26 protein-coding genes are annotated in these 17,491 nt (G+C 58.1%); 10 read left to right on the top strand and 16 right to left on the bottom strand.

The genetic code is table 11. From position 1 onward, the window contains the following. The first annotated feature begins 5 nt into the window (after positions 1–5). The 4 genes from ACDC67_RS02380 (at position 6) to ACDC67_RS02365 (ending at position 4,205) form a co-directional block, all read left to right on the top strand. On the top strand, positions 6–3,488 hold the full coding sequence (locus ACDC67_RS02380) for a class I SAM-dependent DNA methyltransferase (protein WP_376690267.1): 3,483 nt from the start codon (positions 6–8) through the stop codon (positions 3,486–3,488). Positions 3,489–3,555: 67 nt separating this feature from the next. Then, a complete protein-coding gene (locus ACDC67_RS02375) occupies positions 3,556–3,783 on the top strand; it encodes a type II toxin-antitoxin system HicB family antitoxin (RefSeq protein WP_376690266.1) in 228 nt (75 codons plus the stop codon). Further along, on the top strand, positions 3,770–3,991 hold the full coding sequence (locus tag ACDC67_RS02370) for a type II toxin-antitoxin system HicA family toxin (RefSeq protein ID WP_376690264.1): 222 nt from the start codon (positions 3,770–3,772) through the stop codon (positions 3,989–3,991). Before ACDC67_RS02375 ends, ACDC67_RS02370 begins: the two co-directional genes overlap by 14 nt. A 1-nt stretch (position 3,992) precedes the next feature. Beyond that, positions 3,993–4,205, top strand: a complete 213-nt coding sequence (locus ACDC67_RS02365; protein WP_376690262.1) for a type II toxin-antitoxin system HicB family antitoxin — start codon at positions 3,993–3,995, stop codon at positions 4,203–4,205. A gap of 74 nt (positions 4,206–4,279) precedes the next feature. On the opposite strand, the gene ACDC67_RS02360 is transcribed toward ACDC67_RS02365, so the two are convergent. The 8 genes from ACDC67_RS02360 to ACDC67_RS02325 form a co-directional block, all read right to left on the bottom strand. Next, on the bottom strand, positions 4,280–5,197 hold the full coding sequence (locus ACDC67_RS02360) for a restriction endonuclease (RefSeq protein ID WP_376690260.1): 918 nt from the start codon (positions 5,195–5,197) through the stop codon (positions 4,280–4,282). A 131-nt stretch (positions 5,198–5,328) separates the two neighbouring features. Then, complete coding sequence (locus ACDC67_RS02355; RefSeq protein WP_376690258.1) at positions 5,329–6,303, bottom strand: caspase family protein; 975 nt, start codon at positions 6,301–6,303, stop codon at positions 5,329–5,331. Positions 6,304–6,324: 21 nt separating this feature from the next. Continuing rightward, a complete protein-coding gene (locus tag ACDC67_RS02350) occupies positions 6,325–6,696 on the bottom strand; it encodes a TIR domain-containing protein (RefSeq protein WP_376690257.1) in 372 nt (123 codons plus the stop codon). Positions 6,697–6,825: 129 nt separating this feature from the next. Then, positions 6,826–7,182, bottom strand: a complete 357-nt coding sequence (locus tag ACDC67_RS02345; RefSeq protein ID WP_376690255.1) for a hypothetical protein — start codon at positions 7,180–7,182, stop codon at positions 6,826–6,828. Between the two features lie 209 nt (positions 7,183–7,391). After that, complete coding sequence (locus ACDC67_RS02340; protein ID WP_376690253.1) at positions 7,392–8,618, bottom strand: ISL3 family transposase; 1,227 nt, start codon at positions 8,616–8,618, stop codon at positions 7,392–7,394. Between the two features lie 579 nt (positions 8,619–9,197). Continuing rightward, positions 9,198–9,785, bottom strand: coding sequence for a plasmid pRiA4b ORF-3 family protein (locus ACDC67_RS02335; protein ID WP_376690252.1), 588 nt, complete (start codon positions 9,783–9,785; stop codon positions 9,198–9,200). Positions 9,786–9,858: 73 nt separating this feature from the next. Then, positions 9,859–10,152 (bottom strand): HigA family addiction module antitoxin, encoded by a 294-nt coding sequence (locus ACDC67_RS02330; RefSeq protein ID WP_116649910.1) that lies wholly within the window; start codon positions 10,150–10,152, stop codon positions 9,859–9,861. Next, complete coding sequence (locus tag ACDC67_RS02325; RefSeq protein ID WP_376690250.1) at positions 10,152–10,430, bottom strand: type II toxin-antitoxin system RelE/ParE family toxin; 279 nt, start codon at positions 10,428–10,430, stop codon at positions 10,152–10,154. Before ACDC67_RS02325 ends, ACDC67_RS02330 begins: the two co-directional genes overlap by 1 nt. 145 nt (positions 10,431–10,575) lie before the next feature. Between ACDC67_RS02325 and ACDC67_RS02320 the strand changes: the two genes are divergently transcribed. Both ACDC67_RS02320 and ACDC67_RS02315 read left to right on the top strand, forming a co-directional pair. Further along, positions 10,576–10,806, top strand: coding sequence for a DUF433 domain-containing protein (locus ACDC67_RS02320; protein ID WP_376690249.1), 231 nt, complete (start codon positions 10,576–10,578; stop codon positions 10,804–10,806). A gap of 117 nt (positions 10,807–10,923) precedes the next feature. Continuing rightward, the gene (locus ACDC67_RS02315; RefSeq protein ID WP_376690247.1) at positions 10,924–11,127 is read left to right on the top strand and encodes a type II toxin-antitoxin system HicB family antitoxin; all 204 of its coding nucleotides are present in this window, start codon (positions 10,924–10,926) and stop codon (positions 11,125–11,127) included. 7 nt (positions 11,128–11,134) lie between these two features. Here ACDC67_RS02315 and ACDC67_RS02310 read toward each other — a convergent pair whose 3' ends face one another. The 3 genes from ACDC67_RS02310 to ACDC67_RS02300 form a co-directional block, all read right to left on the bottom strand. Continuing rightward, positions 11,135–11,962 (bottom strand): restriction endonuclease, encoded by an 828-nt coding sequence (locus ACDC67_RS02310; RefSeq protein ID WP_376690246.1) that lies wholly within the window; start codon positions 11,960–11,962, stop codon positions 11,135–11,137. 269 nt (positions 11,963–12,231) lie between these two features. Beyond that, entirely contained in the window at positions 12,232–12,612 is a 381-nt protein-coding gene (locus tag ACDC67_RS02305; protein ID WP_376690570.1) for a DUF5615 family PIN-like protein, read from the bottom strand. 5 nt (positions 12,613–12,617) lie between these two features. Beyond that, positions 12,618–12,848 (bottom strand): DUF433 domain-containing protein, encoded by a 231-nt coding sequence (locus ACDC67_RS02300; RefSeq protein WP_376690244.1) that lies wholly within the window; start codon positions 12,846–12,848, stop codon positions 12,618–12,620. A gap of 503 nt (positions 12,849–13,351) precedes the next feature. On the opposite strand from ACDC67_RS02300, the gene ACDC67_RS02295 reads away from it, so the two are divergent. Both ACDC67_RS02295 and ACDC67_RS02290 read left to right on the top strand, forming a co-directional pair. Further along, complete coding sequence (locus tag ACDC67_RS02295; protein WP_376690243.1) at positions 13,352–14,425, top strand: helix-turn-helix domain-containing protein; 1,074 nt, start codon at positions 13,352–13,354, stop codon at positions 14,423–14,425. Continuing rightward, on the top strand, positions 14,406–14,897 hold the full coding sequence (locus ACDC67_RS02290; RefSeq protein ID WP_376690241.1) for a PIN domain-containing protein: 492 nt from the start codon (positions 14,406–14,408) through the stop codon (positions 14,895–14,897). Before ACDC67_RS02295 ends, ACDC67_RS02290 begins: the two co-directional genes overlap by 20 nt. 42 nt (positions 14,898–14,939) lie before the next feature. Here the strand turns inward: ACDC67_RS02290 and ACDC67_RS02285 are convergent, their stop codons facing one another. Next, positions 14,940–15,200: a helix-turn-helix domain-containing protein gene (locus tag ACDC67_RS02285; protein WP_376690240.1), complete on the bottom strand. Its 261-nt coding sequence runs from the start codon at positions 15,198–15,200 to the stop codon at positions 14,940–14,942. A gap of 214 nt (positions 15,201–15,414) precedes the next feature. Here ACDC67_RS02285 and ACDC67_RS02280 point away from each other — a divergent pair, with 214 nt between their 5' ends. Together ACDC67_RS02280 and ACDC67_RS02275 are read left to right on the top strand one after the other, a co-directional pair. Continuing rightward, the gene (locus ACDC67_RS02280) at positions 15,415–15,732 is read left to right on the top strand and encodes a nucleotidyltransferase family protein (protein ID WP_376690569.1); all 318 of its coding nucleotides are present in this window, start codon (positions 15,415–15,417) and stop codon (positions 15,730–15,732) included. Beyond that, complete coding sequence (locus ACDC67_RS02275) at positions 15,722–16,081, top strand: HepT-like ribonuclease domain-containing protein (RefSeq protein WP_376690238.1); 360 nt, start codon at positions 15,722–15,724, stop codon at positions 16,079–16,081. The genes ACDC67_RS02280 and ACDC67_RS02275 overlap by 11 nt, the downstream gene beginning before the upstream one ends. On the opposite strand, the gene ACDC67_RS02270 is transcribed toward ACDC67_RS02275, so the two are convergent. The 4 genes from ACDC67_RS02270 to ACDC67_RS02255 form a co-directional block, all read right to left on the bottom strand. After that, complete coding sequence (locus ACDC67_RS02270; RefSeq protein ID WP_376690236.1) at positions 16,069–16,251, bottom strand: IS1096 element passenger TnpR family protein; 183 nt, start codon at positions 16,249–16,251, stop codon at positions 16,069–16,071. The genes ACDC67_RS02275 and ACDC67_RS02270 overlap by 13 nt on opposite strands. A 151-nt stretch (positions 16,252–16,402) precedes the next feature. Next, entirely contained in the window at positions 16,403–16,696 is a 294-nt protein-coding gene (locus ACDC67_RS02265; RefSeq protein WP_376690234.1) for a HigA family addiction module antitoxin, read from the bottom strand. After that, positions 16,696–16,824 (bottom strand): type II toxin-antitoxin system RelE/ParE family toxin, encoded by a 129-nt coding sequence (locus ACDC67_RS02260; RefSeq protein ID WP_376690233.1) that lies wholly within the window; start codon positions 16,822–16,824, stop codon positions 16,696–16,698. Before ACDC67_RS02260 ends, ACDC67_RS02265 begins: the two co-directional genes overlap by 1 nt. Positions 16,825–16,848: 24 nt before the next feature. Continuing rightward, a complete protein-coding gene (locus ACDC67_RS02255) occupies positions 16,849–17,475 on the bottom strand; it encodes a class I SAM-dependent methyltransferase (RefSeq protein ID WP_376690231.1) in 627 nt (208 codons plus the stop codon). Between the last annotated feature and the right edge of the window lie 16 nt (positions 17,476–17,491).

Here is a 17,491-nt window from a genome sequence, read left to right as displayed (position 1 = left end):
CACGCATGAACGACTCCACCGACAAGCACACACCACAGGCCGTCGAAGCCTTCATCGACCGCTGGCAAGACACCGGCGGCAAGGAGCGCGCCAACTACCAGCTCTTCCTGACCGAGCTGTGCCGCCTGCTCGACCTGCCCGGTCCGGAACCGGCCGGCCCCGAGCCGACCAAGAACGGCTACGTATTTGAACGAAGAGTCGACATCAACCACCCCGACGGCAGCACGACGCGCGGCTACATCGACCTCTACCGCCGCGGCCACTTCGTGCTCGAGGCCAAGCAGGTCAGCGAAAAGCACGAATCCAGCCGCTGGGACAAGGCCATGCTGCGCGCCGCCGCCCAGGCCGACACCTACATCCGCGCCCTGCCCGCCGAGGAAGGCCGCCCGCCTTTCCTGCTGACCTGCGATGTCGGCAAGACGATCGAGGTCTATTCCGAGTTCACCCGCTCGGGCGCGACCTACGTGCCCTTCCCGGACCCGCGCAAGCACCGCATCCACCTGGAAGACCTGCGCGAAGAAAAAGTCCGCGAGCGCCTCAAAAAGATCTGGACCGACCCCGACAGCCTGGACCCGTCCAAGTACGCCGCGCGCGTCACCCGCGAGATCAGCGACACCCTGGCCAAGCTGGCGCGCACGCTGGAAAAGGACGGCTACAAGGTCGAACGCGTCGCCCACTTCATCAAGCGCTGCCTGTTCACCATGTTCTGCGAAGACGTTGGCCTGCTGCCCAAGGGCGAGTTCACCGCCCTGCTGCAAAAGCTCAAGGGCACGCCGCAGCACTTCCCCAGCGCCATCCAGAACCTGTGGGAGACGATGAACACCGGCGGCTACAGCGGCGTACTCAACACCGAGATCCTGCGCTTCAACGGCAACCTGTTCCTCGACATCAACCCGATCGCGCTCGACGCCGACCAGATCCAGCTCTTGATCGACGCCGCCAAGCACGACTGGAGCCAGGTCGAACCGGCCATCTTCGGCACATTGTTGGAACGTGCGCTAGACCCCGAAGAACGCCACAAACTCGGCGCCCACTACACACCCAGGGCCTACGTCGAACGCCTGGTCATGCCCACCGTCATCGACCCGCTCAGAGACGAATGGAAAAACGTCCAGGCCGCCGCCGCAGCCCTGGAAGCACAAGGCAAACACGACAAGGCCGTAAACGAGATCCGCGACTTCCACCGCAAGCTGTGCGAGATCCGCATCCTCGACCCCGCCTGCGGCAGCGGCAACTTCCTCTACGTCACGCTCGAACACATGAAACGCCTGGAAGGCGAAATCCTCGGCACCCTGGCCGACTTGGGCGAAGGCCAGAACCTGCTCGAAATGCAGGGCAACACCGTCGACCCGCACCAGTTCCTGGGGATAGAAATCAACCCCAGAGCCGCCGCCATCGCCGAAATGGTCCTTTGGATCGGCTACCTCCAATGGCACTTCCGCACCCACGGCCACATCAACCCGCCCCAGCCCGTCCTGAGAGCCTTCGAAAACATCGAATGCCGCGACGCCGTCCTGGCCTACGACCGCTGGGAATACAAAATGGACGAACACGGCCGCCCCATCATGCGCTGGGACGGCAAAACCTACAAGCTGAGCCCCACCACCGGCGAAGACATCCCCGACGAGTCTGCCCAGGTGCCGGAGGAGGTTTATGTCAATCCGAGGAAGGCGGAATGGCCTGAGGCGGATTATGTGGTGGGGAATCCGCCGTTTATTGGCAACAAGCGAATGCGTCTAGCGCTAGGCGACGGTTACGTCGATGCGCTGCGAGACGCATGGACGAAGCACGTACCTAGATCATCGGACTTCGTAATGTACTGGTGGCACAAGGCAGCAACTCTTTGTCAGAAGGATGATCTCAAGCAATTTGGGCTGATTACAACCAACAGCATTCGCCAGTCCTTCAACAGGAAGGTGTTGGAACAGTTTCTCAGCTCGAAGAAGTCGCTTTCACTGCAATTTGCCATTCCAGATCACCCTTGGGTCGACTCTAGCGCGGGTGCTGCTGTTCGCATTGCAATGACAGTCGCCAGGGCCGGTGACTTCGAAGGGGTGCGGGGAGTCATAATCAACGAAGCCACCTCCAGCGAGAAGGAAACTCCGACCTTTACTATCGATTGGACCAAGGGGAAGATCTTTTCCGATTTAGGTGTTGGGGCCAACGTTACTGGTGCCGAAATTCTTCAGTCAAACACTGGCTTATGCAGCCGAGGGGTTATTGTACATGGCGCTGGTTTCATTCTTAGCCCTGAGCAGCGACATGCATTCCTCCAACGCGCACCAAAGGAGGAGACCCTTCTAATGCGCTTAATGAGTGGCAAGGATGTCAATCAGAAAGATCGTAACCTTAGCGTTATCAATACGTTTGGTCTATCGCTGGAACAGCTGCGGGTTGAATATCCTTTTTCCTATCAGTGGCTTCTAGAACGAGTAAAGCCAGAGCGACTACAGAAGAAAGCCAAGGGATTGGCCGAAAACTGGTGGCTACATTGGCGGCCAAGGACAGAGCTGCAAGCAGCCATGAAAGACATCGGGAGTTATGTCGCGACAACTTACGTCAGCAAACACCGCTTCTTTGTGAGGCTGAAGAAATCAGTCTTGCCTGACGACGGCCTTGTTGGAGTTGCTCTTCATCACCTGTGGCAACTTGGCACCCTTTCCAGCCGTCTGCACGTTCTTTGGTCACTCAGAGCTGGCGGCAGACTCGGTGTTGGGAACGATCCCATGTATAACTCAAAATGTTTCGGCACTTTCCCTTTCCCGGTTCCTGACGAGGCCACCGCCAATCACATCACCACCCTGGCCAAGCAGTTGGACACGCACCGTAAACGCCAACAGGGCCAACACCCCGGCCTCACTATGACCGGCATGTACAACGTCCTGGAAAAACTACGCCGCGAAGAACCCCTGACCCACAAGGATAAGGAAATCCACGAACAGGGCCTGGTCTCCGTCCTGCGCGAACTCCACGACGACCTCGACCGCGCCGTCTTCCACGCCTACGGCTGGGACGACCTGGCCGAAAAACTAGTCGGCCGCCCCGGCGCCACCACCCCCTGGCCCGAAAAGCCCGAAGACCAACTCGAAGCCGAAGAAGAACTCCTCCAACGCCTCGTCGACCTAAACCACCAACGCGCCGCCGAAGAAGCCAAAGGCAAAATCCGCTGGCTCCGCCCCGACTACCAGGCCCCGGAAGAAACCGCCCAACAAGGCGAACTGGCAGCAGAGTCCGCCGAGGCCACCAACAAGCCAACCAGCAAACAAGCCAACGAGCCAACCAAGAAACTACCCTGGCCCAAGACCCTACAAGCCCAAATCCGAGCCGTCCGCGACCAACTCACCACCGGCCCGATGGACGCCCCTACCCTGGCCACTCACTTCAAGCGCAAACCAGAAAAATCCGTGATCCAGGTAGTCGAAGCCCTGACCGACCTCGGCATGGTCGGTGAGGACGAATCCGGCCAGTACCGCCTGAGGGAATCCTGACCGTGGCCCCAATGTCCAAAACCACGCAACTGGCGCATAATCGAAGCATGCACCCCGGAGAGCCCAAATGACCCAGCGCTTCACCGCCATTATCGAACGCGAAGACGATACCTACGTCGCCCTGTGCCCGGAACTCGATATCGCCAGTCAGGGTGAGTCGGTGTCCGAAGCCAGGAACAACTTGCGAGAGGCCATCGAGCTATTCCTCGAATCGGCCTCTCCCGACGAGATCCAGAGCCGCCTGCACGACGAAATCTATGTCACCCAGATGGAGGTCGCCGTTGGGTCGCCTTAAAGTCCTGTCGGGAGCGGACGTCTGCAAGATTCTACAGTCGCATGGATTCGAGCAGGTTCGCCAGAAAGGCAGTCATGTCATCATGCAGAAATCGGTCGCCAACTCAACCGTCACGGTTCCGGTCCCGCTACACAAGGAATTGAAAAGCGGCACCCTGCAGTCGATCATCCGTCAGAGCAAACTCGAACGTAAACTCTTCGAGGCATAGAATGCGCCGATACGGGCTCATAATTTTCTGGAGCGACGAAGACAACGCCTTCATCGCGGAAGTTCCGGAACTCCCGGGCTGCCAGGCCCACGGTGAATCTCAGGGGGAGGCGCTGAACAACGCCCAGCAGGCTATCGAACTCTGGCTAGATACCGCTCGAGAGTTCGGCGACCCGATTCCCGAACCCAAGGGCCGCCACCTGAGGTACGCCTGAGGGCTTGGTAACGCTAGCCGTTAGCCGCGCGAGGTACGAGCGTCGGCTCGATGGCCTTGATGTACATAGTCGGGCTACAAGATCTCATGGATACGAAGATAGATATTTCCGGTCTCCGCGGCCTTACGCCGCTTCCGATAGAGCAGCTGGACGAGATCAATCCGACCCTCGAGAACTGCCATCAAGTCGCTGCCATCCATCAGAATCACCAAGCGGCGGCCAGATGAATGGACCTTGACGGCATCTTCTGAGAATCCATTAACGGACAGGAACAGACCCAGTGTATTTTCGAGCTTGCGAGACAACTTGCCAGCGAGGCTATCTAGCTCCTTTGCCGGCACCGGCTCTTGCTGCCATTTGGCTTCCAGGAGGTAATCGATTCCCTCGAAACTAAAGGCTCCGTCAATCTGCTCGCCGGTGTTGCGAAATGATGCTTTTGGGTCCAGTTCAAACAGGACAAACAGACCTCGGAGGACCTTCTCCAGACAAAATCCGCGCTGCTGCGGGTCTTCTGCGCTAACAAGCGCAAAGAACTCCCGTTTCAGCTTGTCAAGTTCGTCCTGGACGGCGTTAACACGCATCATTTTTTCGTGGGAACGTTGTCGCCTTTCCTCGGCTGCTTTCTCCTCGTCTTGCAGGTCACGATACCCTTTAACCTGTTCTCGAAGCGCGTCCACAGCGGCTTTCGCTTCTAAGGCCTTCTTCTCTCCATCATCGAGTTTGCTGAGATGCGAGAAGTCGGTGACGTTGCAGGTTTCCGTCATTAGCCGTAACAGGTCCCGCTGATAGACTTCTTCATTCTTTGCCAGATGGTCGACGAGAGTGGCGACAATATTCCTCTTATATTCACTCCAATTTATACGTGACAGTAGGGCTGGGTCCGACAAACAGTGAGTGAGAAAGCTTCGTAGATCGGACTTATACCAATAGACTTTAGCCAGCGCTTCTTTCAGTGCTTGAATCGCCGCGGCTGAGATCTTTTGTGTTGGCATACGTTACAGCGCCCTACTATGCACAACGCCTGAGTTCAGGTGCGTTTGAGGCGACGGCCGTTTTTGCGGCAGCGAAAATGGGCGGTGGGTCAAACGTCACCTGCAGCGACTTGTTGGGCGGCGACGCTCCCCTAGATACGGTTTTTTGCGACAAGCCTACGATAATGTTCTCCCAATGCCGTCAACCGGCATGATTTGCTCTCCATTGCAGCATTCCACATATGGTCAGCATCAACAGGCACTAGCAAGTTAAGCCGATTGTACCGTTGGAGGATTGCAAATACTTTGACATTCTCAGGGTCCGGGTCTGGCATGCCTGGGTCCCGCCCTTTCATCTCCGGTTCGTATGTTGGGTTAAGTGCAAATTCATGCCCTGGCGAAGGGAAGAACTCTGTCAGTCGCCTTAGGTCGTCAATATCGATCGGTGGGGCACATTTTCGCAATGAAACGAACTGCGTGACGTTTGTCTTAAATACCGGGCGCTGCTCCCATGGTCCAAGAGATTGATCAACGTGAGCGTAAACGCTGCCCGGAGTTACATCTCCTGTCAGATTTGCCGCACTGCCGCTCAGCCCATCCACAAGGAGAGTAGTAAATACACCCCTGCCATTCTCCTCCGAAGCATATTGGTCCTTGGTGGACGCGGTGAGAACTGTAGTTCCCTCTGTTAAGTTTGCGTGGGCAGCCCCATTTGGGGGCGTCCCAGCAATTCCAGAGTGACAGCTATCAAGAATGATTATTCGATTCTTCGAGGGTGAGGCATTGGCTAGCGTCAAGATTTCGGAAAGTGACACGCCCTCATCAGGTCTTGCCGCCTCGGACGTCAACACGTACCCGCCCGTTGCCTCAATGTGCCCATGGCCGGCGAAATAGAATAGCGCTATCTCACTGTCAGTGTTGAATAGTTGTTCGACTTGGTCCTTGAGCTCGCCTCGTTTGACGAGCTCTGATGGGCCCGTTCCAGTCAGCAGCCGACAATCGAAGTTTACGGCTCCACCGTCGTGTCGTTCGAGTACGGCCTTCACAGCATGGGCATCATTCACACAACCGAAAAGGGACCCGCCATTTTCGTAGTGGTTGATCCCGACAATAAGTGCCATTCTCATGATTGAGACTCCCGTAGCCTGTCAGAGGCTATCGATAAAATCCTCTATGGCCTTCCATGTCCACACGACGGTTCTCACACCCGCGAGATTCGTTCGGTCGTCCGTGTATGCCCAAATGCCCAAGAGCTTCTTGTTCTCTTCCTTGGCACAAGCGATCTCCCACTCCTGCCCGCTGGAGGTGAGCGAATTCTTGCTCACCAGAGCGATCACACCGTCAGAACGCTTGATCCGGGTGCGGACCCGCTTCTTCCATTCGGTGTCGTAGGGCTCCTTCACCGACATGTCGATGAACTCGAAGGATGTTTTCGTATTGAGTGATTGGCCCTTGAGAAAATCACGCTGGCGCTCGTCATCAATTGCAAACGCGATGAACACTACCTTTTTCTCAGACATTCGATGTCTCCTGATCGACTCTAAATTCTCGTGTCAGCCTACCTAAGGCACGGCTGTGCGGACTAGCATTACGGCCCGGTTTCCGGCCAAAGCGCCGCAGCGATTTGGGCAGTCTACTGCAGCAACTTGTCAGCCATCAATTGGGTAGTACCTTGCGCCACGAGTTTTACCCTTCATGCGAAGACGACTATCAAGCTCGTTGCGTACGGCAAGTTTGGCAAGGTCTATGTTCACTCCAACGGCCTTAGAGATATTGGTTACTGTCTGGCCCGGCGATTTATTGACTAACTCAACGATTCGATCTTGAAGCATCGTGAGAAAATTTTCAGCCTCCGGGTCGGCTGCCGGAGGAAGCATCTGGGCTATCAGACGCTCAAGCTCATCTTCCAGTGTCGAAAAAGACGTGTAGTTGAGCCTATCGACCCCCTTGAGGTCGGAAGGGACATCATCTAACTCAGTTTCAGTAGGATTTAAGGAGATGAACACTCGTTCTCCCATTCCGAGAGCGAGCCCAAGCTCTAACGTAACATTTGGATTCCACGCCGTAATATCGTAAATCCCAAGCTGAGATTCTCTGATGGAGTTGGCAATCTTTTGCAGGATATGAAGAGATGAAATCTTCTCGTCAGCAAAGACGAAATCAACATTGAAGGCCTTACCAATTTTGGCTCTTCACTGAATCGTGTGGGTAGCAGTCATTTTCGGACAGCCTCCGGGTAGAGATCGAGGCCACCCAAGTGGAAGTAGATCGCAGCCTTGAATCGCTCCTTGTTTCGGAACCCGCGGGCGTCACGCTTGATTTTCTGGATCATGGTGTTGAAGCCTTCGGCGCGGGCATTGGTCGCACCGGTGACCACGGCCGTCAGGATGCCCTCGAGATGAGCCTTGATCGTTCGCGCGACCTTCTTGACCGGCTCCAGGCGCGAGCGGATCGCCCAGTTGTACCAGTCCATCCAGGCTCTGCGCGCCCAGCCTCTGGCTTGGTAGTCCCACAAGCACATGGCATGGGTCTTGATCGCCCAGGCCCGGGCGGTCTTGAGGTTGGCGGACTTGAGCGCCTGGAGACGGCCCCAGCTCTTGTCGGTCATATTGTCGGGGTGCTGCAGCCAGAGATAGCGGCTCTTGATCAGGACCGACTCGCCCTCGGCCAGCAAGGCCTTGTGCTCGGCCCGGCGAACTTTGTCGACGGCATCGCCGAGATGCATGGCGACGTGGAACTTGTCGAAGGCGATCTTGTGCGCCGCCCCCGGAACGTGGGCCAGCGTCGAATCGATGAAAGGGCGCCACATGTCCATCGTCACCGTGCGCAAGCCTGCCAGCGCCTCGGCCGGCTGCGCCGCGTACCAGGCATCCAGGCTCGCACGCTTGCGGTCGTCGGCGACGTGCAGCACCCGATTGCCGCTGCTGATCACCGTCACATACTGGTGCCGGCGCTGAAACGCGGTCTCATCGATGCCGATCGAATCCGGAAAATCCTGCGCCCGGCGCGCCAGGCCGCGGGCTACCGCACGTTCCTGCACGCCGCTGACCGCAGACCAGCTCAATCCAAGACGCTCGGCCACTTCGGAAATCGTGCCGATCTTGAGCCAATCGATCACCAATGCCTCGAACAGCGCCGTCAGTCGAGAGTTGTTCTCGGCCCAGGGCACCGGCAGCTGATGAACGCCGTGCTCCGGACACCGAACCCGCGGCACCTGCGCGACCAGCCAGGTCTTGTACTGGCAGGTGTCGAGATGCCGCCACTTACGCTCGCGGGTGTCGTAGCCCGAGCAAGCCGCGCCGCACTGCGGGCACGCCAGATCCGAACCAGAATGCTGAATGTGGACCGTCACGCCGGTGCCGGGCAGGTCGACGTCCACCTCGGAAACCTCCCAGGGCGGCTGAATGCCGAGAATCTGGCGGTAGAGCTCGCGGTCGTGCATGAAACTGGACTCGAATCGGGGCCAGCCGGTAGCCTATCCGAACCGGTCAGCCCACACAAAACCGAGAAGAGCCCCAATTTTTTCGTATGCCTTCCTATAATCTCTCTGATCAAAGTGACGGTAGCTGTACGCAACAAATACTTGTCGCGGATTCTTGGTAAGCGAAGAAAGAGACACATCAATGAATGATTCGTTGTTCGGCATGCTGCACTTTCCTAGATTTTACTGTCGGCTAACTAGTGATTCTCTTGCAAAGCGATTCGGCATGGAGTATCAGCGCAGAAAGTTGGAACTCTCCATGCCAGAGCGGAACGCTGAATACTCTGCGGATTCGCCGGACACCTTCCGGATCACCGGCGATTCCACGCTGATTTAGAGCACGCTAGAAGCCGCCTGCTCAACGCAGTATCTGGACAAGAGCCGCCAACGCCAAAATATCTATGCAGATCGCGCTTGGCCACGATCATTCTCCCTTCAGTAATCTGCAAACCCGTCCTGCCCCTTCCCAAGTTCGGCCGGATTTCGGCTCAGACTAGCATACGCGCCGGAGCTGACGCCAGTAGCGGTATTGCCGACGCTTCACCGCCCTTCCAAACACCCCCACGCCGCCGAAAGCAGCAACGCATGCCGCGCCTGCGACACGCTGAAGTCCTCCGGATCGAAATCATCTCCTGCCCATCGCACGAAGGCGCGGTCATCCTCGTCAAGGGTTTCGGGCGGCGCATTGATGGCCTCGATCAGCCGTTGATGGCCAGATACACCCCCGCAGTCTTCCGGCGGCCCGCGCCGCTCGCCGTCGACCAGCCAGGGAATCCAGCCGGGGTCAGCGGACACCTCATCGTCTTCCACTTCGATCCGGTGGATCCAGTTGTCGCCAAAGTCATAGACGTAGTGGAAAACCTGGCCGGCCCTGGTGATCAGTTTCGACAGCCTGGCCCTGGTCGAGTCCTCGCCCTCTGCCTCATCCTCGGGCGCTTCGAAGCATGTGTCGTCGATATCGAACTGGTAGAGATGGTAGTCGTACCAGTCGAACAGCACCTGGATGGCCCGGTGCAGCTCGTGCAGCGTTGCGTCACGCGGAAAGATCACGGTTCGCCAGATGGGCGGCTCGATGCCCTCCAGGGTGATTCGGAGACGCAGTGCGGGATTAAGGTTCTTTCCGGGCATTGCCTGGCCTCACTCGGTGTTGTCAGAAGCGCACCCGGCTGGACGACGTTTCAGCGGAAACGTGCAGCCAAGATCAGGCCGCGCGGAACTCGATTTTTTCCACAGCATCGAGATCCAGCGTCTGTCGGGCGTGCCAGAGTTCGTAGTTGTCCTGCATCAGGAGCCAGCTCTCGGGCGATCGACCGAGTGCCTTGGAAAGGCGAAGCGCCATTTCCGGGCTGATGCCGCTGCGACCCTGCAGGATGCGATTGAGCGTGGATGGCGAAACGCCCAGCTTCGAAGCCAACTGACGCCCGGTCATGGAGTGGGGCTCGAGATATACCTCGCGGATGAATTCGCCTGGATGCGGGGGATTGTGCATGGTCATCAGTGATAGTCCTCGTAATCAACGACATGAGCCTGACCGTCCCGGAACTCGAAGGTCAGCCGCCAGTTTCCACTGACGCGGACCGACCATCGGTCGGCGTGTTTTCCCTTGAGCTGGTGCAGTCGAAACCCCGGAACATCCATGTCCTGAACGGATGCGGCTGTATCCAGGGCAGCCAATATCATTCTCAAGCGTTTCGCATGGTTAGGCTGAATTCCCGCCACCGAGCCGGTTTGATAGAACTTTGCCAGGCCCTTGTGGCGAAAAGACTGAATCATGGAAGGAGTGTAGCGTGGTGCGCAACACCAGTCAATGGCAGGCTAAAGCGTGACTCCCTCTTGGCCGGTGACCCCCATAAGCTGTGATCGTCATGCCCTGGCCTGCCAATTGCCTCAGTTGTATGCTTGATCTAGCATATTCGGCATGAGCACAGACCCAATCATCACAATCGAGCCCGGCAAACGCGGCGGCAAGCCGTGCATCCGGGGTCTTCGGATCACGGTTTACGACGTACTCGAGTACTTGGCCTCCGGCATGACGGAAGACGAGATTCTCGCCGATTTCCCGGATCTGACCCGGGAGGATATTCGGGCATGCCTGAAATTCGCGGCTGACCGGGAACGCAAGCTGGCCACCACCCGCCCCGCGGCCTGATCCTATGCGTCGCCACAAGATCATCAACTTCTGGAGCGACGAAGACAACACCTTCATTGCGGAAGTCCCAGAACTCAAGGCCCACCGTCTCATGTACCCACAAAGCCTCTATGAAACATGAAACAGCGCTTCACAGCCATCATCGAACGCGAAGTCGACACCTATGTCGCCCTTTGCCCGGAACTCGACATCGCCAGCCAGGGAGAAACTGCTCTATACGCTCGCAGGAACTTGAGCGAAGCGCTCGAACTCTTTCTCGAATTGGCGTCACCTAGTGAAATCCGCGATCGCTTGCGGTCTCGAACTCTCCCCAAAATCTGAAACACAGCTAATCCGAGGGCAGGAAACGCCCAAAGAATGTCTGATCCACTTCGTAAACCGTTTTCGGACTCAAACCCAGCCCGGCGGCCTCGAACATTTCCACCAGTTTTTCGCCGTCCACCAGTTCGACCGGCGGCGCTCCATCGCGATCAGCTTCCTTGCGAGCATCTGCCGTGAACGTGCCGGTGGTCATGATGATGCCCTTGTCCGCTCGACCGATCATGGCGTTGCGAAAATCGCCAACCTGCGCGCGCGACACCGATCCCTGGTAGCGCTTGCACTGAAAAAGCACCTTGAAGCTGACGAAAGGATTGACCTGGAGGATTCCGATTCCGTCGATCCCTTCATCCTTCGGACCGCCGGTAACGGTCACTTTCTCGAATCCTGACTCTCGCAACAACCTCGCACAGATCTGCTCGAAGCCCTCCGGAGTCACCTTCTTGAGCAATTCAAGCAGGAGCTGGCGGTGATCCTCATCCGGAATCCCTACTTCGGCATCTGGAGATTGATCGTTGGGCTCGGAATCCTTGCGGGCATCGGCATGAATCTTCACCCACTTCAGGAACAGATCGCGCGACTCACTTTCAGACAGCTGAGTCTCGAACCCCCTGTCAGTCAAGGTCCAGACGCCCCGTGTGGAAGCATCGAGAAGTCCTTCCCAGACCAGATACTGACGCGCCCAATGGACTTGGTTGTAGAAGCGGGACTGGCCAGACTTCAGGGTTTCTTCCAACGGCGTTCCCTGGATCTGATGTTTCTCGGAAATCCACTCGGAGACCTCACGCGGCTTCCCCGATCCGCCGAGTTCCCGCAGCGCATCAAGGATGGGGCCCATCCACCTCACGAATTCGGATTTTCTCTTTGTCATCCCGAAATCAGCCGAGCCCGCTCGCCCGAATCAATCCGCTCAGGAATCCAAGATTTCGCCATATCGCCCTCCCATTGCGCCCGGCCCCGCGGGCAAGCACTTGCGCCAATCCGCCTCTTTTTACCGCGACAGCAGCGCCAAATGCAAACGCGCAGCCGGCATGCCCAGCCGATCTAGCAGCTTTCACCCCTATTTACCTGCCAGACGCCTTGGGATTATCCAATCCCCGAAAACACCTACTGAGTGTTCTGATAGTCCGAAGCCTTGATTGGAAGATGGCGGATGCGGATCCTGGTCGCCGTTACCGTAACCGCTGCGCCGCGTTCTATCGATTCGGCAATGTCCGGCAATATCACCATCATCGTGTCGGTAAATTTTCCGGCATCTAACCCCTGTACACGAACACGAATTACCGAAGGCGCGCTCGCCCCACTCAGCGCCAGAAGCGTATGGAAATCGGCATCAAGGGTAACAACAACGAAACCATGATCGCGGGCATGCTGCAAGATTTCTGCATCGCCGGACCTGCTCATGCCCAATCGCGATACATGTTCTGCCTTCATGTTTCGCGCATTCAACAAGTCAACAGAAGTTTGCGGGACACCTTGGTCGAGCAAGAACCTCAAGCGACGTCACGCTCCACGATCTCATCGTCCAGATTGCAGGCTGCCCAGGCTAAAGCTTGGCGAATGTCTTCGGACTCCAGATCCGGATAATCCTTCAGCACGGCATCCTGATCTGGATAGGTCGCAAGCGCCTCCAGCACCCGCCGCACCGTCAGACGCATGCCCCGAATGCAGGGCTGCCCGTTCATCTTGCCCGGTTCGATGGTAATGCGGTCAAAGCTTTTCATGCGGTCTGCCCAGAGCCTCAAGACTGCATCAGTCTAGCACTCGAGGCTGACACAGAACAATTGCATGGGCGCTTCCCAGTCACAACCTCTGGAGCTAGCCGACATCCGAGAATGTGGGCCTTCCACGTCCGCTGTCACCGCTTCAGGACCAAGCGCTTGGGGCAGAGAAGGCAGTGGCCTGCTGGGGCGCCAAACTAACTAGTTCTTGCAGCCGTTCTTCTTGCAGGTAATCCGCTCGTGCGTACTAACCCAGTGATTCGGATGCTCGCGGGTGTCGAAGCCGCATCCGGTCGTTCCGCCCTTGGTGCCCTTGTGAACTTCGTTTGTCGGGGTGTGCTTTACAGCCATTGCTCTGTTCTCCTTTCGACGCATGAGTTTGCGGGCGTAGTCTTCAGGGATCTGCCCGCTGAAATGTGATGCCCGTCACACGAAATATAGTTTACAACGTGGGATATGTCAACAATACTAGTAAACCTATACACCGTCCAACGTGAAACACCGAAATGCTCGGAACCCGCATAAAACAAGCCCGCGAAGCCGCCGGCCTGAACCAGCGCGAGCTCGCCGCAGCCTGCGGCGTTTCCGCCATGGCCATTTCCAAGTACGAGCGGGGTCTTTTGGTGCCGTCCTCTAAGGTGCTGATGCGGCTGGCCGAGGCGCTGGGCGTGCGTGTGGAGTATTTCTTCCGCACGCAGCAGGTCGCGCTGGACAAGCTGGAATTCCGCAAGCACGCTCGCCTTCCTGCCAAGCAGGAGAAGCGCGTGCTGGCCGACGCGCTGGAGCAAATGGAGCGGTGGCTGGCGTTGGAAGACGTGCTGCCCAATGAATGGTCGTGGTCGTTCCGGGTACCGAAGGGCGTTCCGGCGGCGATTGAGAGCGGCGAGGATATCGAGCGAGCAGCGTCTGCCGTGCGCAAGGCCTGGGGCCTGGGCACTGAGCCGATTGTAGACTTGATCGAGGTGCTCGAGGAACACGGCCTGAAAGTGCTGCTCAGCGAATACGCGCAGGCCAGCGACTTCGATGGTCTGGCCGCCGAGGCCAACGGGCATACCGTCGTGCTCGTGGGTGCCAACATGCCCGGCGACCGTCAGCGATTCACGATTGCCCATGAGCTTGGGCACCTGGTGCTGGCCGGTCGGCTCAAAGGTGAATTGGCCAAGGACGAGGAACGTGCCTGCCACCGCTTTGCCGGCGCTTTTCTCGTGTCGGCCGAGGAGGTCCGCAAAGCGCTGGGCAAAAGCCGTTCGTGGATCGAGCCGCGCGAACTCTACCTGCTCAAGCAGCAATGGGGCCTGAGCATGGGCGGCTGGTCGTACCGCGCCTCTGACCTGGGCATTATCAATCGTAGCACCCTGGGTCGTTTCTGGGGCCTGATGCGCAAGCACGGCTGGAAAGAGCGCGAACCCGACCCGCAGTATCCGCCAGAAAGCCCCCAGCGATTCGAACGCCTGATCTACCGGGCGCTGGCCGAGGAACTAATCGGCGAATCACGCGCGGCGGAACTCCTCGGCATTCCCGCGAGCGAGCTGGCCAGGAAGCGCAATCTGGAAGCCGACTATGGCGTTGATCATCAGTGACGCCAACATCCTGATTGATTTTGAATGCGCGGCTCTCACGCCGCGGCTATTTCAGCTCGATCTCGATCTTGCGGTACCCGACCTGCTCTACCACGACGAACTGAGCACACACCACGGCGACCTGCCCGCACTCGGACTCCAGCTTCTGGAACTGCCTCCGGAACTGATTAGCCAGGCCTATGAGTATCGTTCCCGCTACTCAAAGCCCAGCATCTACGACCTGTTCGCCCTGGTTCTCTCACTAGATCGGCAATGCCCCCTTCTGACCGGCGACAAAGCATTGCGCGAACTGGCGCGCAGCAAGGATGTGGAGGTGTTTGGAACGATCTGGCTGATGGAACAACTATTCGATGCCCGGCTCGTCACCATCGATGAGATGGAGTCGGCCTATGGAATCATGCTCGACAACCAGAGCCGATTGCCCGAACGTGAGATCGGAAGGCAGCTCAGGCGGCTAAAGGCCAGGTTCTGACCATCAACGTTTCAGCGGAAACGTGCAGCCATCGCCTGCAGCTCAGGCCGCTTCTTCGCTATTGGACTTCGGCTCATGCAACGACTTGAGCCGAACCTTCTTGTGGCCGGGAAACTCCACGTTCAGTTCCAGACGACCGCCCAGCGCCTGCACGTAATCGTCCAGGGTGCTGAGCAGCATGTCGGTTCGGCGTTCGAGACGCGAAACCGTTTCCTGACCCACCTTGAGCTGCTCGGCCAGCGCCGTCTGGGTCATGTCGAGCGTCTTGCGTAGTTCACCCAGGGTCAACTCCTGGTCAATCAAATCAGCCGCTCGGGCTAGAATACGCTCCCGTCGATCAGCGGGCAGCGAACTCCTGTCCCGAATCCGCGCCGAACGTGAGGCCACGTCAAAGGCGAACTCGCCCCGAACGGCCCGCGCATGAGGCCGGGATGCCATTATCAGGCATGCAGTCGGCAATTGCGGGCGGTATTGTAGAATGCAGAAGTATCGCGCCCAACGCCGCGAGGATGACACGATGAACTCTGCCTCGAAGAAGCCACTGAACAAGTCCGCCGTAATCCGCCTGCTGGAGCAGCAGAAGCCTTTCCTCGCCCAAGAGTTCGGTGTCACCGACCTGGCGCTGTTCGGGTCCGTCAGCCGCAATGACGCAGAAAGCGGGAGCGATGTGGACATTCTGGTTAGATTCGACGGTCCGGCCACTTCCCGACGCTACTTCGGCGTGCAGTTCCACCTAGAGGACCTGCTGGGGCGCCCGGTCGATCTGGTGACAGAAAAGGCCCTGCGCCCGGAGCTGCGGCAGTACATCGAGAACGAGGCGGTGTATGTCCAATAGCAAGCGCCCGGAACGCGAGTGGCGCTTTTACCTGGACGACATGATGGATTTCGCTCGTCGGGTTCTGGACTATACCCACGAGCTCGACCAGGCGGCGTTCATCGAAGATCAGCGAACCTATGACGCCACCTTGCGCAATCTGGAGTTGATCGGGGAAGCAGCAACGAATCTCCCCGAGTCCGTTCGGGCTGGTCACCCGGAGGTGCCCTGGCGGCTCGTCATTGCCACGCGCAATCGATTGATTCATGCCTACCTCGGAATAGACGACGACACCGTCTGGAGCATCATCCAGGACGATGTTCCCAGCCTGTTGGAAAAACTCGAACACATTGAAGATCAATTGAAATGACTAGCAACGACAGTCGCCACGCACTCGTCCAGAAAGTCTGGAGCTACGTCCGGCGCTTCGAAGCATCTGCCGTCGATGTCGAACTGGTACAGATGGTAGTCGTACCAGTCGAACAACTCCTGGATGGCCCGGTGCAGCTCGTGCAGGGTTGCGTTGCGCGGAAAGATCACGGTTCGTCAGATGGGCGGCTCGATGCCTTCCAGGCTGATTCGAAGGCGCAGTGCGGGATTGAGGTTCTTTCCGGGCATTGTCTGGGCTCACTCGGTGTTGTCGGAAGCGTGCCCGGCTGGTCGACGTTTCAGCGGAAACGCGCAGCCAAGATCAGGCCGCACGGAATTCGATTCTCTCCACAGCATCGAGATCCAGCATTTGTCGGGCGTGCCAGAGTTCGTAATTGTCCTGCATCAGGAGCCAGCTCTCGGGCGATCGTCCGAGTGCCTTGGAAAGACGAAGCGCCATTTCGGGGCTGATGCCGCTACGACCCTGCAGGATTCGATTGAGCGTGGATGGCGAAACGCCCAGCTTCGAAGCCAACTGACGCCCGGTCATGGAATGAGGCTCGAGATAGACCTCGCGGATAAACTCGCCTGGATGCGGGGGATTGTGCATGGTCATCAGTGATAGTCCTCGTAATCAACGACGTGAGCCTGGCCGTCCCGAAACTCGAAGGTCAGCCGCCAGTTTCCGCTGACGCGGACCGACCATCGGCCGGTATCTTTTCCTTGTAGCGTGGTGCGCAACACGGGTCAAGGCCTGACTGGCTACAGCTATCGCCGGTCCAACCACAACTGCAGCAAACGCGGCACTTCATCGTCCTCGAATGCAGGCTCCGCAATACCCTGCATCTCGAAGCCCGCGCGCATGGCTTCGGAGACGAACTCGGAGACCGAATGCTTCCAGGCCGGAACGATCTCTTCGCGGTCGCTGCCCTCCGACGTGAACCGGGCCTGGCCGCCGGCGAGCTGGCGATACGGGTGCAATTCGGCGATGTAGAGCAGCCCGCCTTTGCACAGAACACGCCGGGCCTGGGTGAACACCAGTGCGAGGTTCTCGACATGCTCGAGCACCAGGGTAATGACGACCAGATCGCAGGAATCGTCCTCGGCTGGCCAGCGCTGCGTGACATCACCGACCTCGAACTGCACCGAGGACAGACCGACGCGAGCTCTTGCCCGTTCGAGCATGGCATCCGAGAAATCCATGGCCACGACCTGCGCGCCCTGCCCGGCCAGGAATTCGGTGTTCAGGCCGGTGCCGCAGCCTGCCTCGAACACCCTGGCGTTGGCCAGCGGCAGCTCGGCCTGGCGCAGGCACTGCATGTTCAGATCGCGCGTGCGATTGTGGTTCTCGTCGTACTGCTCGGCCCAGCGGTTGTAGGCTTCCTGGACGCTCATTGTCTGGACTCCGTTG

It is taken from the genome of Wenzhouxiangella indolica, from assembly GCF_042310355.1.
In the GTDB taxonomy this organism is placed as follows: Bacteria; Pseudomonadota; Gammaproteobacteria; order Xanthomonadales; family Wenzhouxiangellaceae; genus Wenzhouxiangella.
This window is presented reverse-complemented; position numbering and strand designations above follow the sequence as displayed.

Coding starts and splice junctions, on each gene's coding strand:
- ACDC67_RS02380 (WP_376690267.1), top strand. CDS start 6: ATGAACGACTCCACCGACAAGCACACACCACAGGCCGTCGAAGCCTTC.
- ACDC67_RS02375 (WP_376690266.1), top strand. CDS start 3,556: ATGACCCAGCGCTTCACCGCCATTATCGAACGCGAAGACGATACCTAC.
- ACDC67_RS02365 (WP_376690262.1), top strand. CDS start 3,993: ATGCGCCGATACGGGCTCATAATTTTCTGGAGCGACGAAGACAACGCC.
- ACDC67_RS02360 (WP_376690260.1), bottom strand. CDS start 5,197: ATGCCAACACAAAAGATCTCAGCCGCGGCGATTCAAGCACTGAAAGAA.
- ACDC67_RS02355 (WP_376690258.1), bottom strand. CDS start 6,303: ATGAGAATGGCACTTATTGTCGGGATCAACCACTACGAAAATGGCGGG.
- ACDC67_RS02350 (WP_376690257.1), bottom strand. CDS start 6,696: ATGTCTGAGAAAAAGGTAGTGTTCATCGCGTTTGCAATTGATGACGAG.
- ACDC67_RS02340 (WP_376690253.1), bottom strand. CDS start 8,618: ATGCACGACCGCGAGCTCTACCGCCAGATTCTCGGCATTCAGCCGCCC.
- ACDC67_RS02335 (WP_376690252.1), bottom strand. CDS start 9,785: ATGCCCGGAAAGAACCTTAATCCCGCACTGCGTCTCCGAATCACCCTG.
- ACDC67_RS02330 (WP_116649910.1), bottom strand. CDS start 10,152: ATGACCATGCACAATCCCCCGCATCCAGGCGAATTCATCCGCGAGGTA.
- ACDC67_RS02325 (WP_376690250.1), bottom strand. CDS start 10,430: ATGATTCAGTCTTTTCGCCACAAGGGCCTGGCAAAGTTCTATCAAACC.
- ACDC67_RS02320 (WP_376690249.1), top strand. CDS start 10,576: ATGAGCACAGACCCAATCATCACAATCGAGCCCGGCAAACGCGGCGGC.
- ACDC67_RS02315 (WP_376690247.1), top strand. CDS start 10,924: ATGAAACAGCGCTTCACAGCCATCATCGAACGCGAAGTCGACACCTAT.
- ACDC67_RS02310 (WP_376690246.1), bottom strand. CDS start 11,962: ATGGGCCCCATCCTTGATGCGCTGCGGGAACTCGGCGGATCGGGGAAG.
- ACDC67_RS02300 (WP_376690244.1), bottom strand. CDS start 12,848: ATGAAAAGCTTTGACCGCATTACCATCGAACCGGGCAAGATGAACGGG.
- ACDC67_RS02295 (WP_376690243.1), top strand. CDS start 13,352: ATGCTCGGAACCCGCATAAAACAAGCCCGCGAAGCCGCCGGCCTGAAC.
- ACDC67_RS02290 (WP_376690241.1), top strand. CDS start 14,406: ATGGCGTTGATCATCAGTGACGCCAACATCCTGATTGATTTTGAATGC.
- ACDC67_RS02280 (WP_376690569.1), top strand. CDS start 15,415: ATGAACTCTGCCTCGAAGAAGCCACTGAACAAGTCCGCCGTAATCCGC.
- ACDC67_RS02275 (WP_376690238.1), top strand. CDS start 15,722: ATGTCCAATAGCAAGCGCCCGGAACGCGAGTGGCGCTTTTACCTGGAC.
- ACDC67_RS02265 (WP_376690234.1), bottom strand. CDS start 16,696: ATGACCATGCACAATCCCCCGCATCCAGGCGAGTTTATCCGCGAGGTC.
- ACDC67_RS02255 (WP_376690231.1), bottom strand. CDS start 17,475: ATGAGCGTCCAGGAAGCCTACAACCGCTGGGCCGAGCAGTACGACGAG.